Raw genomic sequence first — 15,825 nt, forward strand, 5'->3', positions numbered from 1 at the left:
CAGGCCCGGCGTTTTCGTTTGTCCGGAAGTGTCCACCTTCTCTCGCCCGTTTTGCCTGCAATGACTGGCCACCGCGCGGGAACCAGTCCAAGACAGGGCGCAACAAAGGGAAGGGGAATCCCATGCGTCTCATCACCATCGCTGCCCTGGCCATTGCCGCCCTGACGGCCTGCACTGACCCAGCGCCCGCTGCGCCGCCTGCGCCGGAAGGCAAGACCCGCGTCTTTACCGGCGGCACCATCTATACGGGCCTGGCTGACCCCGTCACGGTGGAGGCGGTCATCGTTGGCCCCGATGGCCGGATCATCGGCACAGCCCCGCCCCTGTCGCAGGACTGGAGCGAGGATGAGGTGGAGATCATAGACCTCGCCGGCGCGGTCATGTTCCCCGGCTTCACAGACGCACACGCCCATCTCCAGGGCATTGGCGAGCGGGAGCTGATCCTCAACCTGGAAGGCACTGCCTCCATCGACGAGCTTGTCACCCGCACCGAAGCCGAGCTGCAGGGCCTTGCCCCCGGCGCCATCCTGTTTGGCCGGGGCTGGATCGAAACCGGCTGGCCGGAAGGACGTATGCCCTCGGCGGCGGATCTGGACGCGGTCAGCCCGGAAAACCCCGTCATCCTGGTGCGCTCTGACGGCCATGCGCTGGTCGCCAACACGGCGGCGCTGAAAGCCGCCGGGATCTACGACATGGCCGCTGATCCGCCGGGCGGACGCACGGAGCGCGACGAGAATTTCAAGGCAACCGGCATCGTCATCGACAATGCCATGATGCCCGTCCTCGCCCTGATCGAGAACCCGACCTATGACGATATGTCGAAGGCGCTGGAAGTTGGCGCGCAGACCTATGCCCGCCGCGGCTGGACCGGCATCCACAATATGAGCGCGGCCACCGATCATGCCCGCCTTCTGAAAGCGCTGGATGGTGAGGGCCGCCTGCCGCTGCGCGTCTATAACGCCTTTGACGAGCGCGGCTTCGACATTGCCAAACGCCGCGAATTTGAAACCGCGCGCATCACCAACCGCGCCGTGAAGCTTTATATGGATGGCGCCCTCGGCAGCCGGGGAGCGCTGCTGATTGCGCCCTATGCCGACCAGCCCGAAACATCCGGTCTCGCCCTGCTGGAGCCTGAACAGCTGCACAATCTGATGATGGACGCTCAGAAAGAGGGCGTGCAGCTGACAATCCATGCCATCGGCGACCTTGCCAACCGCCGCATCCTCGAGAAGTTCGAGGAGCTGGGCTATGGCGCAGACCTGCGCTGGCGCATCGAGCACACCCAGATGCTGCATCCCGATGATATCGACCGCATCGCCAGAAGCGGCCTCATCGCCTCCATGCAGCCAAGCCATGCCATCGGCGACCTGCATTTTGCCCCGGCCCGTGTCGGCATCGACCGCTTGCGCGGCGCCTATGCCTGGGCAAGCCTCCTGAAGGCGGGCGCGATGATTGCCGGGGGCTCCGACGCGCCGGTGGAAGTCGGCTCGCCAACAATCGAGTTCTACGCCGCCGTGGCACGCAAGGATCTGGCGGGTTTTTCCGGCGAAGGCTGGCATCCGGAAGAAGCGCTCACACGCCAGCAGGCGCTTGCCCTCTTCACCACAGGCCCCGCCTATGCTGCCTTCCAGGAAAACGACCTCGGCACCATCGAGGCCGGGAAAATCGCCGATTTTACGGTGTTTGATGCTGATCTCATGACGATCCCCGAACAGCAGATCCTGAAAGCCCGGCCGGTGATGACTGTGGTGGGCGGAGAGGTGGTCTGGCAGGCGGAGTGGTAGCCGCCGCAGGCCTCTCCGCATTGTGACAGCGGGGAGGGTGGACCTTCGCCGGCGCGCCCATACCTTTCCTCCGTAAACCGGAAGGAAGACCCCCGATGCGCCTTGCCCTGACCGCCGCCCTCGCCCTGGGCCTCGCCGCCTGCAGCAACGCGGCCCTGCCGGCCAGTGCCAAAGCTGCCCCGATCGAGCGGCCAGAGGTCGCCGCGCATGAAGAGATCGCGATCTTCGCCGGGGGCTGCTTCTGGTGCATCGAGGCAGAGCTTGAAGAAGTGCCCGGCGTGCGCACCGTCCTCTCCGGCTATACCGGCGGCACCACGCCCGACCCCACCTACCGCCATATGGGCGACCATGCCGAAGCCGTCGAAGTGATCTACGACCCGGCCAAGGTCAGCTATGAGCAGCTTCTGGAAGTCTTCTGGTCGAATATCGACCCCACCGATGAGGGCGGCCAGTTCTACGACCGGGGCAGCCAGTATCGCACGGCGATCTTCGTTCTGGATGAGGCTCAGGAAGCGGCGGCCACACAGTCGCTCGAGGCCAATGCCAAGCGCCTGAAACAGCCCATCGTCACGGCGGTCCTGCCCGCTACCGCCTTCTATCCGGCAGAAGAGTATCATCAGGACTATTACCTGAAGGAGCCCGAACGCTACGAGGCCTACAAGAAAGGCAGCCGGCGCGAGGAGACGCTGAAGAGGGTCTGGCAGGAATAGGTCGGGCCTCATCCAGCAAAGCCCCCGCCCCCGGCAGGGGAGGGCTGCGCACTTTACGCTGCGTCGCACTAGGCGCGCGGCCATCCCGTGCTAGAACCCAGAGTCTGACCTGATTTCTCCCGATGGCGAGCTGATACCCCATGACCGTTATGTCCGACACCGATGCCCTCGAAGGCCTGAAGCCGACCGAAAAAGTGAATGTCAAAAAGGTGTTCGGCCTCGACACCAACATGATCGTCCACGGCTTCAAGACGCGCACCGAATATGTGCCGGAGATCGACCCGTCCTACCGGTTCGATCCGCAGACGACGCTCGCCATCCTCGCCGGCTTCGAGCACAACCGCCGCGTCATGGTCCAGGGCTATCACGGCACGGGCAAATCCACCCATATCGAGCAGGTCGCCGCCCGCCTCAACTGGCCGATGATCCGGGTAAACCTCGACAGCCATGTCAGCCGGATCGACATGGTCGGCAAGGACGCCATCGTCCTGAAGGACGGCGTGCAGGTCACCGAATTCCGCGAAGGCATTCTCCCCTGGGCGCTGCAGCGCCCCGTCGCCATCGTGTTCGACGAGTATGACGCCGGCCGCCCGGATGTGATGTTCGTGATCCAGCGCGTTCTCGAAGCCAGCGGTAAGCTGACGTTGCTCGACCAGAACCGCGTCATCGCGCCCCATCCGCAGTTCCGCCTGTTCGCCACCACCAACACGGTCGGCCTTGGCGATACGACCGGCCTCTATCACGGCACCCAGCAGCTCAACCAGGGCCAGATGGACCGCTGGTCGATCGTCACCACACTGAATTATCTCACCCATGACGCGGAAGTCGAAATCATCAAGGCCAAGGCCACGGGCGTGGACGAAGCCACCATCGCCAAGATGGTCACCCTGGCAGACCTCACCCGCAACGCCTTCATGGCCGGAGACCTCTCCACCGTGATGAGCCCGCGGACCGTCATCACCTGGGCGGAAAACTTCGCCATTTTCGGCGATCTCGGCCACGCCTTCCGCATGACCTTCCTCAACAAGTGCGACGAGCTGGAGCGCCCGCTGGTCGCGGAAATGTATCAGCGCTGCTTCGGCGTCGAACTGCCCGAAAGCCCGCTGATGGTGAAGGTCGCATAGGAAAGGCGCCGCCCGCGCGGTCAACGGATGGCCAAGGACACGACCCCTCAGGAACTCTTCAAGGCCGCGCTTGCCGCGACCACCAAGGCGATGAGCGGTGAGCGCGAGATCGAGGTCGGTTTCGGCCCCGATGTTGGCGATCAGGGCACGCGCCTGGTGCTGCGCCCGCCGCCGGTTGAAGTGTCGCCGGAACTCGCAGCGCGCATCCGGGGCGAGGCCGACGCGCTCGCCCTGCGCCGCGCCCATCATGACGCCGCCGCGCATATCGCCAACCGTCCGCAGGGGGATCTTCCCCGCCGCGTCTATGAGGCCGCTGAAACCGCCCGCATCGAAAGCCTCGGCGCCAATGCGATGCAGGGTACCGCCGGAAACCTCGAAGCCGTGCTCGATTTCCGCTGCCGGTCCACCAATTTCGGCCTCGGCGCGGAAGATCCCGAGGCCGTGCTTGCCCCGGCGCTGGAATTCCTGCTCCGCGAGAAGCTGACCGGCCGCCCGCTGCCCGAAAGCGCAAAGCGCGTTGCCGATGTCTGGCGCGAGAAGGTCGAGAAAAACGCCAGCGACGCGCTCGAAATGCTCACCGGCCAGCTCCACGATCAGGCCGGCTTTGCGCGCACCATCCGCTCGATCATCCGGGATCTGACAGCTTCTGATCTGCCGGGAGACGAGGCCGAGGCCGAGGACGAAGCCCCCACCGAAGAGCAGGAAGAGCAGCAGAACCAGACCGGTGAGGACGACACCTCCACCGAAGAGGAAATGGGCGCCTCTGCCGAGCAGATGGAAGCGGGCGACACCGAAGACTTGGAAGGGGAGGAGGCCAATGTCTCCGTCGACCAGGACGCTGATCTGGATGCGGACGATACGCCGGACGAGGAAGACGAAGGCACCAAGCCGCTGCGCCCCAATTTCCAGGCCGGTGACGACAAGGACCGCTTCAACTACCAGATCTTCACCCGCGCGCATGATGAGGTCGCCAATGCGCCAGACCTGTGCGACGCCGAAGAGCTGACGCGCCTGCGCGCCTATCTGGATCACCAGCTTCAGGGCCTGCAGGGGGCGGTCGCCAAGCTTGCCAACAAGCTGCAGCGCCGCCTGATGGCCCAGCAGAACCGCACCTGGAGCTTCGATCTGGAAGAGGGCGTGCTCGATACCGCCCGCCTCACCCGCGTCATCACAGACCCCACCTCGCCGCTCTCCTTCAAGCAGGAAGACGATACCAAGTTCCGCGATACGGTCGTCACGCTGCTGTTGGACAATTCCGGCTCCATGCGCGGGCGGCCCATCATGGTGGCTGCTCTGTGCGCGGATATTCTCGCCCGCACGCTGGAACGCTGCGCGGTGAAAACCGAAATCCTCGGCTTCACCACCAAGGCGTGGAAAGGCGGCCTTTCCCGCGAAGACTGGATGAAGGCCGGCAAGCCTCAGGCGCCCGGCCGCCTGAATGACATCCGCCACATCATCTACAAGCAGGCCGACGCGCCGTATCGCCGCGCGCGCCGCAATCTCGGCCTGATGATGCGCGAAGGTCTGCTCAAGGAGAATATCGACGGCGAAGCGCTGCTCTGGGCGCACGACCGGCTGCTCGGCCGGCCGGAGCAGCGCAAGATCCTGATGGTGATTTCAGACGGCGCCCCGGTCGACGATTCCACGCTCAATGTGAACGTCGGCAATTACCTCGAACGCCATCTGCGCCAGGTGATCGACGAGATCGAAAACCGCTCACCGGTCGAACTCATCGCCATCGGCATCGGCCATGACGTGACGCGCTATTACAAGCGCGCGGTGACCATCGTGGACGCCGAACAGCTCGGCGGCGCGATGACCGAACAACTCGCCTCCCTCTTCGACGAGAACGAACCCAACCCCAAAGCCATGGCCATCCCTCCGCTCACGGACCGCACGGTGCGCGGCGCCGTCAGCGGTGCCTCCGCCGGTGCCCCGAGCTATGGCCGGAAGGTGGGCACGGGCAGGGACGTGAAGACGACAACGCTGCAGGATGTGAAGAAGAAGCCGTAGGGTGCATTAAGCGCAGCGCAATGCACCATCCCGGCGCCGCCCTCTCGGTGCATTGCGGCCTACGGTGTTAATGAACCAAGGAATATCGGGACAAACGCGCCCCCATCCAGCTGATTTGCTCTTACACAGAGGGCATTGTCGGCAGATTATAATATGCTGTGCTGATAACAGAATCGTTTTAATAGAATTCATTGCTCCCAATAGCTGTGGCGCTTCAAATGGAAGAGTACGAAAAGTATATTCTTGTGGCGGGGCTAAGGGCTGTGTCTCACTACGCTGATCGGAATGAGTATTTATCTTTTTCCCTGCCAGAATTGCAGAGTGAGATTAAGAGAACTTATTCGGTGGAAATAGGCGTAGGCGAACTTGGTAGGATATTTGAAAAAGCTGCGAAGTTGGCAAATACGGCGCAGTATATTGAGCATATCAAATCACCATTTGCCTCTGATCGCTTTCATTTAAATGTAGAATTTACAAAGGAGATCGCGAGCGTTTCGGGCGGGGGTGAAGTTTGGGAAAGCGTAGATAAAGCAGGTGCCGACTGGTTGGCTGAGGCACTGACGAATATCAGTGAGCGGCTGAATTTGGGAGAAAATCCAGCGCCGGTTGTTCTTCCGCTGGAGGTTAAATCCATTCCGGCCAGTGATCGATATGTGTCGATCCTCGATAATCAGGAAGCTGTGGCGGAGATAGCGTCAGATTTAGAGTCCATTAGAAGAGAAGTAGAGGGCTCAAACTCAATTGACGATGAAAGTCGCCTTATCGCCCTTTCAGAGATAGCTCTCTTCGAAGCCGCTATCTGTCAGCCCCGTTTGGCCCAAGATATAATTGAACGCTTTCTTGGGTTCTGTGCTTCGAAGTTAGCGAACTTGATTGGTGGGGCGTTGGTTGGCTACATTATTGATAAACTAAAGATACTTCTCGAGTTATTTTTGTCTTCTGTCTCCACAGCCGCTTAGCACCATGCAAGCGGTAGGGGGTGACGTTCAGGGGACGGATACAACACACCGCATACGGCAGAAGGTGGGTATCGCTCCGCTCTAACCACCCTACGGAATGGCGGAATAGGGTACCCGCTTATCCAATAGCCCGGCGAACCGAGTTCGCCATCCCGAAAATCGCAAAGCGATTATCCAGAGCCCCGCCCCACCCCCAAAACTCCGCTCACCCCCGCGCAGGCGGGGGTCCCGGCCGGCAAGGCGCTGCCTCACCAGATCCCCGCCTGCGCGGGGATGAGCGGAAAAATTGACGCCCCTTATCCGCCCTGGTTCCCGCCGCCCCCATCCTCGGGTCCATGGACATCACCGCGCTCCGCCCGGAACTCTGGACCCGCATCGCCGCCCTGCTCGGCGCGCTGCGGACCCTGCTGCGTCAGGCGGTGCCGGAACACTTCGCCAGCATCGCCGCCGAGGCCCGCCTCCAGCTCATCACCGCCACAGCGCTGGTCCGCCGCTATATCCATGCGCTCGCCGCCGAGATCACCCTCCCCGCGCCGCGCGCGGTTGCCACGCCGCCAAAAACCTCCAACGAAACTCCAAGACAACTCCAACGCCGCCGCGAGGCCCTCTTCTGCCTCATTGAGGAGGCACGCCCCGCCCGCCACGCCGCAAAATCAGACGGGGCCGACACGCCCTTCGTGCAATGGGCCTTGATGATGGAAGCGGCCCGGCGCCTTGCGCTGGTGCTGAACCATCCGGAAAAACACGCCCTGCGCCTCGCCCGCATGCTCCGCAGGCGGAAAGGCCGTGTCCTGAAGGATCTGCCTGTTCCCAGCCACATCCTCCGCCGCCTGCCGCCCTGGATCGACGCGCTGATCCTGCGCCTCGACGAAGAAGCCCGGCCGCAGGATTGGGCCGGCATCAATAGCTCGTAGCCCCCTCGGTAATCCTCCCATTTTTAAGCGACCGGATTGCTGGACTTCACGCGGCAAGTTTGAGTTTCATGGCGGGGGTGATGCCGCCGATACCCATGTTCGGGCGCTGGTTGTTGTAAGACCATAGCCACCGGGTGGCGTGTTCCTTGACCTCCTCGATCGTGTTGAAGATGAACTGGCCGAGCCATTCCTGGCGGACCGTCCGATTGTAGCGCTCGACATAGGCATTCTGCTGCGGCTTGCCGGGCTGGATGTAAAAGATCCCGATGCCACGCTTTGCCGCCCAGGTTTGCAGTGCGGCGCTGACATTTTCGGGGCCGTTGTCGACGCGAATGCCCATCGGCTTTCCGCGCCATTCGATGATCTGGTTGAGTGTCCGCACCACGCGGGCCGCCGGTAGTGAGAAGTCGACCTCAATGGCAAGGCCTTCACGGTTGAAGTCATCAAGAACGTTCAGTGTCCGGAAGGATCGCCCGTCACTGAGCTGGTCCGCCATAAAGTCCATCGACCACATTTCATTCGGCCGCTCCGGAACGGCCAGAGGCTCAGGAACTTCCCGAACTAGCCGCTTCTTCGGCTTGATCCGCAGGTTCAGCTCCAGTTGGCACATCGGTGGCGCAAAGAGCGCCCTTCCTTTAAACGACAACTGGAAGCAGAGCTAAAGGGGTGGGGCGTAACCCTCGCCAAAACCTACACCAAGATTGAAGCGCAGCGAATTAAAGCGCTTGATGCAGGAGATATTGAAGGAGCAACTTCTGCGGCATGGCATCGAGTAAACATACTAGTTAGGCAACTGATGGCTGAATTCGGTGTCACCAAACCAGATGCCAAACCAGAAAACCGCCAGTTGTTTATTGATTTCATGAACTGGGAAGGTCTCGAAGAGATGCCCTATCATCAAATTAGCGCTTTTCTCTTCGCTGCGCTCGCGCGTCGCTACGCAAATGGCCAATCCGGTGCGCCATCGCGCGGAACGCTCAATGACTTTGAGGCTATTTCGGCATATAGCCCCTACGCCGACGCAATGTTTCTGGACAGAGAGTGCGCCAATCTATTGAGCGAAGAGCCTTTAAAATCACGTCTCCCAATCAAAGGCAGGGTTTTTTCAATGTCGAACAAAGATGATTTTATAAAGTATCTTCGGGAACTAAATTCCAGCGCATGTGAAAAAACCAAGTCATTCGCCTCTGAACTCTACGGACTCGATCAACCGATATCTTGATCCTTCCTCACCGCCCCCAATGCGGAGCCCTGATCACTTCCATCAGCCTCTCCGGCGCCTTGAGCGGGGCGAAGCCTAGGTCTGCATAGACGCCGTGGGCGTCGGCGGTGCCGAGCATCCAGCGGCGGATGGTTTGCATCTCCGGATGGGTCATCAGGGAGCGGACGAGATTGCGGCCAAGGCCCTGGCCGCGATGGGCGGGCACCACCATCACATCACACACCCAGGCGAAGACGGTATAATCGGTCACCGCGCGGGCAAAGCCCGTCAGCGTGCCCGCCTCATCCCGCGCCAGGGCGCAGAGGGAGGCGGCGCAGGCGCGTTCCACCGTCTCGCGCGGAATGCCGGGCGACCAGTAGGACGCCTGCAACAGGGGGTGGAGCACATCCATATCGGTAGAGGTGGGCGGGGCGAGGGTGATCTTCATACGGCAGATATGCCGCGCCCGCGCGCACTTGGGAAGCGGGAGGCAATCGGCCTAAAGAAAGCCGATCCAGCGCCCGGCGAGGAGGACTGACAGCCAGCAGGCGAGCGAGGCGGCCGCCATGAGGCGCACCGGCAAGCTGACCGTGCCCTCGGCCAGCACGCGGCGCCAGCCCGGCGAAAGGTGTTGCAGGCCGACGATCACAAGCGCCGCCGCCAGCAGCGCCATTTTCCAGACAAAGGCGGCATTGCCGAGATAGTCCGCCGGGCGCACCGCCCAGAGCGCGGCCCCGGTTAGGAGGGCAAGGGCGAGCCCCAGGGCCGCGCACCGCGAGAGGAAGGGCGCCAGCACCTGCAGCGGGTAGCTACGTCCAAGCCCGAGAAGCCGCAGGTCCAGCGGGATGATCGCCCCGACGAGCAGGCCGATGCCGAGGATATGCGCCGCGTTCACTGCCATATAGACGTCGCCGCTGCCGCGAAGGGCCTGCGCGATCCAGGAGGCCTCAATCCAGCCGGTCACGGCGATGGGCGCTATTCGGCCGCGATCCGCTCCGGGTACATATCATAATTGGTGCCATCGATGGTGATGCGCACGGCCTTGATATGGGCGCGGGAGGCATCCGAATTGCGGTTGCCAAGGACGGTGATGGCGTCTCCCGGCTGGGCGGTGTCGCCGGTGAAGCCGGACCGCTCAGTCTGGTTGGGATTGCCAAGGTCGACCTGCCAGAGTGTTCCGTCTGCGTCGCGCACTTCAAGGCTCGGATGGGGCGGGCTCATCGATATGGTCTCGATGGTGCCTTCAAGCTCGGTCTGCTCGGTTTCGGCCCAGGACCAGCCGTGATGGGCGAGCGCCGGCCCGCCGGCCGCAAGGGCGAGGGTCATCAGGGTGGCGCCGAGGGCCATTCGGGACAGGGTCTTCATGCTGACCTCCTTCAGGGTTGAGGATGGGCTTCAGGGTTGAGGATGTGTGACACAGAATAACTTGTGCCGAATGCTGCCCGGCGGCAACCCGGACCGCTGTAGCGCGCCGGGCGAAGACGCCGGGGATCAGCCCTCCCCTGCCGCGTCCGGCGTGGTGAGATTGTCGTGCAGGGCGCGGATGCGGGCGTTGAGGTCGCGTAGTTCGCCGGCGGACATTCCGGACTTCTCCATCAGGTTTGTGCCCACACAGCCTGCCTCCAGCCGCAGGGCGCGGCCCTGATCGGTGAGGCTGATCAGCACCTGGCGCTCATCCTGCGGGTTGCGCACGCGGGTGAGATGGCCGGCCGCTTCCAAGCGCTTCAGCAGCGGGGTCAGCGTGCTCGGCTCCAGTTCCAGCTGGCCGGAAAGCTCGCTGACGGATTGATTGTCCCGGTCCCAGAGCAGGTTGAGCACCAGATATTGCGGATAGGTGATGCCCAGCCCGTCCAGCACCACCTTGTGGACCCGCTGGATGGCGAGGTTGGTGGCGTAGATCGTGCGGCAGATATGCTCGCTCAGCGGCGGGGGCAGCGGGGGATTGGGAGCGGTCAGCTTCGGCATGTGGTATTCCTTTATGGCGCGGGGGCCAAAGAGACCCTTATCGCGAAATTACCTATCGCGATAAAAATAATGCTTGACGCCGAAATGGCAATCTCCTACCTGATGTTTATCGCGATAAGGGTTATCGCAAAAACCAATCGGAGCTCCCCATGATCAAGTCCCTGCTGTCTGCCGTTGCCCTTTCTGCCCTGGCCGCTGGTCAGGTTTCTGCCGCCGACCCTGCCCCCAAACCCCCTGCCCAAGGAGAAATTCAGATGTCCATGATCACCGCCAAAGATGGTACCCAGCTGTTCTACAAAGACTGGGGCCCGAAAGACGCCCAACCCATCGTGTTCCACCATGGCTGGCCGCTGACCGCCGATGACTGGGACGCCCAGATGCTGTTCTTCCTGTCGGAAGGCTACCGCGTTGTGGCGTTTGACCGCCGCGGCCAGGGCCGCTCCACCCAGACCGACATTGGCCATGACATGGACACGTTCGCGTCTGACACGGCCGATCTCGTTGCCGCACTGAACCTGAAGAACGCCGTGCATATCGGCCACTCCACCGGCGGGGGCGTTGTTGCCCGCTATGTGGCGCAGGCTGAGCCGGGGCGGGTGTCCAAGGCCGTCCTGATCGGCGCGATCACGCCGGTTCTTGGCCAGATCGAGAGCAACCCGGCCGGCGTGCCGCTGGAAGTGTTTGAAGGCTTCAAGGTCGCCCTCGCCAAGAACCGTTCCGAGTTCTACCGCGAGATCCCCTCGGGGCCGTTCTACGGCTTCAACCGGGAAGGCGCTGAGGTCAGTGAAGGCCTGATCCAGAACTGGTGGCGCCAGGGCATGATCGGCAGCGCCAAGGCCCAGCTCGATACGATCACCGCCTTTGCCGAGACCGACTTCACGCAAGACCTGAAGGCAATCACCCTGCCGGTCCTGGTGATGCATGGCGGGGACGACCAGATCGTTCCGGTGGACGAAACTGCCCGCCGCGCTGCCGCCCTGCTGCCGAACGGCACGCTGAAGGTCTATGATGGCCTCTCACACGGCCTGTTTGCGACGCACCCTGACGTTATCAATGCCGACCTGCTGGCCTTCATCAAAGGCTAAGGCGCGCGCCCGAAATAAGGCCCAGGCCGCCCGTCAAAGGTGGCCTGGGCTTTTTTCGCCGCATTAAACTTCAGAAATCGTAGGCGATGCCCTTGCGTTCCCAGTCTCCGAAGCGGGTGGGCTCGATGTTTTTCGGGCCGCCGATTTCGTCGCTGGGCAGCGCTGCCTCGGCCCGTTTGCGGGCGTCGGCCTCTTCCAGCGCGCGGCGGGCCGCCTCTGGCAAGGCGGCGCGGCGGGCGATCTCTTCGTCTGACAGTTTACCGGTCATTAAAATCTTTCCGTGTCATTCACCCTTTCCCATATAGTGCTGCAGACACGAATTGCGCAAAGGCGCGCAGGCTTCGTTCTTGTTGATGAGGAGACCCCCACCGATGGGCACGGCCAAGACCTTTATCCTTCTCGCCGCCATGACGGCCATTTTCATGGCAATCGGCTTTCTCGTGGGCGGCACAGGCGGCATGATTGTCGCGTTCGTGGTGGCTGCGGCGATGAACGTGTTTGCCTGGTGGAATTCCGACAAGATGGTGCTGCGGATGCAGGGCGCCCAGGAAGTGCTGCCCGATACGCGCAACCCGATGCTGCGCGCCTTTGGCGAGGATGTGGCGCGCCTCGCGGAGAATGCCGGCCTGCCCGCCCCGCGCATCTACATCATCGATACACCCCAGCCCAACGCCTTTGCCACGGGCCGCAATCCGAAGAACGCCGCTGTGGCGGCCACGACCGGCCTCCTGAACATGCTCAACCGCGAGGAAGTAGCCGGTGTGATGGCGCATGAGCTGGCCCATGTTCAGAACCGCGACACGCTGACAATGACGGTCACGGCAACGCTGGCCGGTGCCATCGGCATGCTGGCAAACTTTGCCCTCTTCTTCGGGCGCGAGCGCACCGGGCTGATCGGCCCCATTGCCATCATGATCTTTGCACCGATGGCCGCCGCGCTCGTGCAGATGGCGATCAGCCGGTCTCGCGAATATGAGGCCGACGCGCGCGGCGCAGAAATCTGCGGCAACCCGCTGTGGCTTGCTTCAGCGCTGGAGAAGATCGAGCGCGGCGCGCGCGCCCAGGTCAATCCCTATGCGGAACGCAACCCCGCCATGGCGCACATGTATATCTCCAACCCCCTGAACGGGCGCGGGGCAGACAACCTCTTCTCCACCCACCCGGCGACCGCCAACCGCGTGGAAGCCCTCCGCCGCATGGCGGGCGACATGGGCCTCTCCGCCGCCCCCGCCCCGGCAGCGCGTTCGAGCGGGCCCTGGGGGTAAGTGAAAGCAGGCAATGGCTGGCGCTGCCCGCCTCCCCCGGTTACGGGGGAGGATGACAACCTCTATCGGAGAGCCCTGATTTGAGCGGCGCGCATATCCGGCTGGCGGCGGGCCGGCTTCTCAATCTTGTGCTCGACAAGCGGCGCACGCTGGATGACGCGATGGCGGCGGACGATGCGTTCAAGGCGCTCGACGGGTCAGACCGGGCCTTCGCGCGCGCCATTGCCTCCAGCGCGCTGCGGCATCTCGGCTGGATCGACCGGGGCGTCTCCCCATTCCTCTCCCGGCCCCTGAGCGCAACCGGCGCCGAGATCCGCGCGCTGATCCGCGCGGGCGCGGCGCAGATCTGGTTCATGGATGTGCCGCCCCATGCGGCGGTGTCCGAGACGGTTGAGGCCGCCCGGCTCTGGTCTCCGGCGCGCTCGGGCGGAGGGTTTGTCAACGCCGCCCTGCGCCGGGTCAGCGAAAGCGGAAGCCCTGCCCGCAGCCTCAGCCCCCTCGCCCTCTGGCCGGACTGGCTGGCGAGCCGGCTTGGCTCTGCCTATGGCCGCCAGACGGCGGAAGCGCTCGCTCTCGCCCAGCTGGAAGAACCCGGCCTCCATCTCTCCCCCAAAGCGGACGGCGCCCGCGTGGCGGCGGCGACCGGCGGCACGCTGCGGCCCGATGGCGCCATCGACATCACCAGCGGCGCGGTGGAAACCTTGCCGGGCTATGCCGCAGGCGAATGGTGGGTGCAGGACGCCGCCGCGCGCATTCCGGCAAGGCTGCTCTCCCCCCAACCGGGCGAACGCATCCTCGACCTTTGCGCTGCGCCGGGCGGCAAGACGCTGCAGCTCGCCGCAGCCGGGGCGGAGGTCACCGCGCTCGACCGCTCCCGTCCCCGGCTTGAGCGGCTGAAGGAAAACCTCGCCCGGACGGGCCTTCACGCGGAAGTGATCGTCGGCGATGGGGAGGCCTGGAAGGCGCCCGCCCCCTTCCCGAAAATCCTGCTGGACGCGCCCTGCTCGGCGCTGGGCACGCTGCGCCGCCATCCCGAAGGGGCCTGGATCAAGACCGAGGCCGATGTGACCCGCTTTCCCGCCGTCCAGGCCCGTCTGCTGGCCGCAGCCACCGATATGCTCGCCCCTGGCGGCACGCTGGTTTACTGCGTCTGCACGCCAGTTCCGGCCGAAGGGGTGGAGATTGTTGAAGCCGCGATTGCCACCGGGCAGCTGAAACGCGCGCCCGTACTGGCCAGCGAGATTCCAGGCTTTGAGCCCTCCCTCACGCCCGCCGGGGACGTACTGACCTTGCCGGCGGCGGGGCGCCAGCATGACGCCTTCTACATTGCCCGGTTGACGCGGCCCGCCTGAGGCAGCCTGGAACCTTTCCTATCTGTAATCGTTTCCTGAACGGAAATCTGAAACACAGTTCATATCTCATTCAGCAGCAACTGCGGTATAACCAGCCCATCGCAGGTATGCAGTGCGAAAGGATTAAACACATGACTATGGCGATTACCCAACGGGCGAAGCCCATCAAAATGGCTGCAGGCGCTCTTGCGGCTCTGACCATGGCGCTTGCCGGTTGCGCCAGCTCCTACAATTCCAGCGCCGTGACCCCCGGCTCGGTCGGCCAGGCCTCGACGGTCTACACCGGCTATGTCCAGTCGGTCCGCGAAGTGACCATCCGGTCCGAGCGTTCGCTGATCGGTACCGCCACCGGCGCCGTTCTCGGCGGCCTGGCAGGCTCTGAGCTCGGCGGCGGCGACAAGGCCCAGACGGCTGGCGCCATCGGCGGCGCAGTTGTCGGCGGCATCGCCGGTAACGAAGCCGGCAAGGCCATGGGCACGAAGCGCGGCTATGCCTACACCGTCCGCTTCGACAATGGCGAAGTGCGCGAAATCACCCAGGGCGCGGATATCTATATCCAGCCCGGCACGCCGGTGAACGCGATTGCCGGCGCTGATGGCTGGCGGATCGTTCCGCGCTAAGCCCGCGCGGGTCCTGATTGCCCCTCCCCGGACAACCGGCTGCCTCGCGCAGCCGGTTGTTTTCATTTTGAGGCACAGGGCGCGACAAAACAGGGACTTTGCGCGAAAGGCCGTTTCACAAAGCCGTAATTCGCTCTAGGGAGGGGGTATGAAACCTGTCCTGATTTCCCCTTCGATCCTTTCTGCGGACTTTGCCAAGCTGGGCGAGGAGATCCGCGCCATTGATGCGGCCGGCGCCGACATGATCCATGTCGATGTGATGGACGGCCATTTCGTGCCCAACCTCACCTTCGGCCCGCCGGTAATCGAGAAGCTGCGTCCTCACACAAAAAAACTGTTCGACGTGCACCTGATGATCGCGCCGGTAGACCCGTTCATCGAAGACTTTGCCAAGGCGGGCGCCGACATCCTGACGGTTCACCCTGAGGCTGGCCCTCACCTGCACCGTACGCTCCAGTCGATCCGCGCCGCCGGCATGCGCCCCGGCGTGGCGCTGAACCCTGGCACCCCGGCCAGCGTGATCGAACCCGTGATCGGCGATATTGATCTGGTCCTGGTCATGTCGGTGAACCCCGGCTTTGGCGGACAGAGCTTCATCGAAAGCCAATTGAAAAAGGTCGAACAGCTGCGCCGCATGATCGATGCGTCGGGCCGGGACATCATTCTGGAGATCGACGGCGGCCTCAACGCCGAAACCGCACCGCGCGCCATTGCTGCGGGTGTCACAGCCATTGTCGCCGGATCCGCCGTATTCAAGGGCGGTCCGGAGGCTTATGCTGCAAACATCCGGGCACTGAGGCCGCAGGTAAACGCCTGATCGCATAGTCCGGGGA

At 63.3% G+C, this 15,825-nt stretch carries 17 protein-coding genes and 1 pseudogene; 12 read left to right on the forward strand and 6 right to left on the reverse strand.

Features of this window, described 5'->3' with window-relative positions; translation table 11 throughout:
* Positions 1–122: 122 nt before the first annotated feature.
* The 6 genes from BBF93_RS18630 (at position 123) to BBF93_RS18655 (ending at position 7,504) form a co-directional block, all read left to right on the forward strand.
* Positions 123–1,784 carry an amidohydrolase gene (locus tag BBF93_RS18630; protein WP_114106856.1) on the forward strand — a complete coding sequence of 554 codons (1,662 nt, stop codon included), beginning with the start codon at positions 123–125 and terminating at the stop codon, positions 1,782–1,784.
* Between the two features lie 95 nt (positions 1,785–1,879).
* The gene (gene msrA, locus BBF93_RS18635; RefSeq protein WP_114106857.1) at positions 1,880–2,494 is read left to right on the forward strand and encodes a peptide-methionine (S)-S-oxide reductase MsrA; all 615 of its coding nucleotides are present in this window, start codon (positions 1,880–1,882) and stop codon (positions 2,492–2,494) included.
* Between the two features lie 140 nt (positions 2,495–2,634).
* Entirely contained in the window at positions 2,635–3,618 is a 984-nt protein-coding gene (cobS, locus tag BBF93_RS18640; protein WP_084324253.1) for a cobaltochelatase subunit CobS, read from the forward strand.
* A gap of 27 nt (positions 3,619–3,645) precedes the next feature.
* Positions 3,646–5,631: a cobaltochelatase subunit CobT gene (gene cobT / locus BBF93_RS18645; RefSeq protein WP_114106858.1), complete on the forward strand. Its 1,986-nt coding sequence runs from the start codon at positions 3,646–3,648 to the stop codon at positions 5,629–5,631.
* Positions 5,632–5,849: 218 nt separating this feature from the next.
* Positions 5,850–6,590, forward strand: coding sequence for a hypothetical protein (locus BBF93_RS18650; RefSeq protein WP_162786636.1), 741 nt, complete (start codon positions 5,850–5,852; stop codon positions 6,588–6,590).
* A 335-nt stretch (positions 6,591–6,925) separates the two neighbouring features.
* The gene (locus tag BBF93_RS18655; protein ID WP_114106860.1) at positions 6,926–7,504 is read left to right on the forward strand and encodes a hypothetical protein; all 579 of its coding nucleotides are present in this window, start codon (positions 6,926–6,928) and stop codon (positions 7,502–7,504) included.
* Between the two features lie 46 nt (positions 7,505–7,550).
* On the opposite strand, the pseudogene BBF93_RS18660 reads toward BBF93_RS18655, so the two are convergent.
* Positions 7,551–8,108 (reverse strand): annotated as a pseudogene (locus tag BBF93_RS18660) (integrase core domain-containing protein); the annotation flags it as partial.
* On the opposite strand from BBF93_RS18660, the gene BBF93_RS18665 reads away from it, so the two are divergent.
* A complete protein-coding gene (locus BBF93_RS18665; protein ID WP_162786637.1) occupies positions 8,106–8,726 on the forward strand; it encodes a hypothetical protein in 621 nt (206 codons plus the stop codon). The pseudogene BBF93_RS18660 and the gene BBF93_RS18665 sit on opposite strands and share 3 nt — an antisense overlap.
* 7 nt (positions 8,727–8,733) lie before the next feature.
* Here the strand turns inward: BBF93_RS18665 and BBF93_RS18670 are convergent, their stop codons facing one another.
* The 4 genes from BBF93_RS18670 to BBF93_RS18685 form a co-directional block, all read right to left on the reverse strand.
* Entirely contained in the window at positions 8,734–9,153 is a 420-nt protein-coding gene (locus tag BBF93_RS18670) for a GNAT family N-acetyltransferase (protein ID WP_114106862.1), read from the reverse strand.
* A gap of 51 nt (positions 9,154–9,204) precedes the next feature.
* Positions 9,205–9,675 carry a DUF6644 family protein gene (locus BBF93_RS18675; RefSeq protein WP_114106863.1) on the reverse strand — a complete coding sequence of 157 codons (471 nt, stop codon included), beginning with the start codon at positions 9,673–9,675 and terminating at the stop codon, positions 9,205–9,207.
* A gap of 5 nt (positions 9,676–9,680) precedes the next feature.
* Complete coding sequence (locus tag BBF93_RS19710; protein WP_199288424.1) at positions 9,681–10,070, reverse strand: DUF6152 family protein; 390 nt, start codon at positions 10,068–10,070, stop codon at positions 9,681–9,683.
* Between the two features lie 126 nt (positions 10,071–10,196).
* Positions 10,197–10,670 (reverse strand): MarR family winged helix-turn-helix transcriptional regulator, encoded by a 474-nt coding sequence (locus BBF93_RS18685; RefSeq protein ID WP_114106864.1) that lies wholly within the window; start codon positions 10,668–10,670, stop codon positions 10,197–10,199.
* A gap of 254 nt (positions 10,671–10,924) precedes the next feature.
* Between BBF93_RS18685 and BBF93_RS18690 the strand changes: the two genes are divergently transcribed.
* Complete coding sequence (locus BBF93_RS18690) at positions 10,925–11,755, forward strand: alpha/beta fold hydrolase (RefSeq protein WP_199288425.1); 831 nt, start codon at positions 10,925–10,927, stop codon at positions 11,753–11,755.
* A gap of 70 nt (positions 11,756–11,825) precedes the next feature.
* Here BBF93_RS18690 and BBF93_RS18695 read toward each other — a convergent pair whose 3' ends face one another.
* The gene (locus BBF93_RS18695; RefSeq protein WP_114106865.1) at positions 11,826–12,023 is read right to left on the reverse strand and encodes a DUF1674 domain-containing protein; all 198 of its coding nucleotides are present in this window, start codon (positions 12,021–12,023) and stop codon (positions 11,826–11,828) included.
* A gap of 103 nt (positions 12,024–12,126) precedes the next feature.
* Here BBF93_RS18695 and htpX point away from each other — a divergent pair, with 103 nt between their 5' ends.
* From htpX to rpe, 4 genes are all read left to right on the forward strand, one after another.
* Entirely contained in the window at positions 12,127–13,020 is an 894-nt protein-coding gene (gene htpX, locus BBF93_RS18700; RefSeq protein WP_114106866.1) for a zinc metalloprotease HtpX, read from the forward strand.
* An 80-nt stretch (positions 13,021–13,100) separates the two neighbouring features.
* On the forward strand, positions 13,101–14,372 hold the full coding sequence (locus BBF93_RS18705; RefSeq protein ID WP_114106867.1) for an RsmB/NOP family class I SAM-dependent RNA methyltransferase: 1,272 nt from the start codon (positions 13,101–13,103) through the stop codon (positions 14,370–14,372).
* A 170-nt stretch (positions 14,373–14,542) separates the two neighbouring features.
* The gene (locus BBF93_RS18710) at positions 14,543–14,992 is read left to right on the forward strand and encodes a glycine zipper 2TM domain-containing protein (protein WP_233349211.1); all 450 of its coding nucleotides are present in this window, start codon (positions 14,543–14,545) and stop codon (positions 14,990–14,992) included.
* A 148-nt stretch (positions 14,993–15,140) separates the two neighbouring features.
* A complete protein-coding gene (gene rpe / locus BBF93_RS18715; RefSeq protein WP_114106868.1) occupies positions 15,141–15,809 on the forward strand; it encodes a ribulose-phosphate 3-epimerase in 669 nt (222 codons plus the stop codon).
* Positions 15,810–15,825 lie beyond the last annotated feature (16 nt).

The organism is Hyphomonas sp. CACIAM 19H1, from assembly GCF_003325995.1.
GTDB classification, from domain to species: Bacteria; Pseudomonadota; Alphaproteobacteria; order Caulobacterales; family Hyphomonadaceae; genus Hyphomonas; species Hyphomonas polymorpha.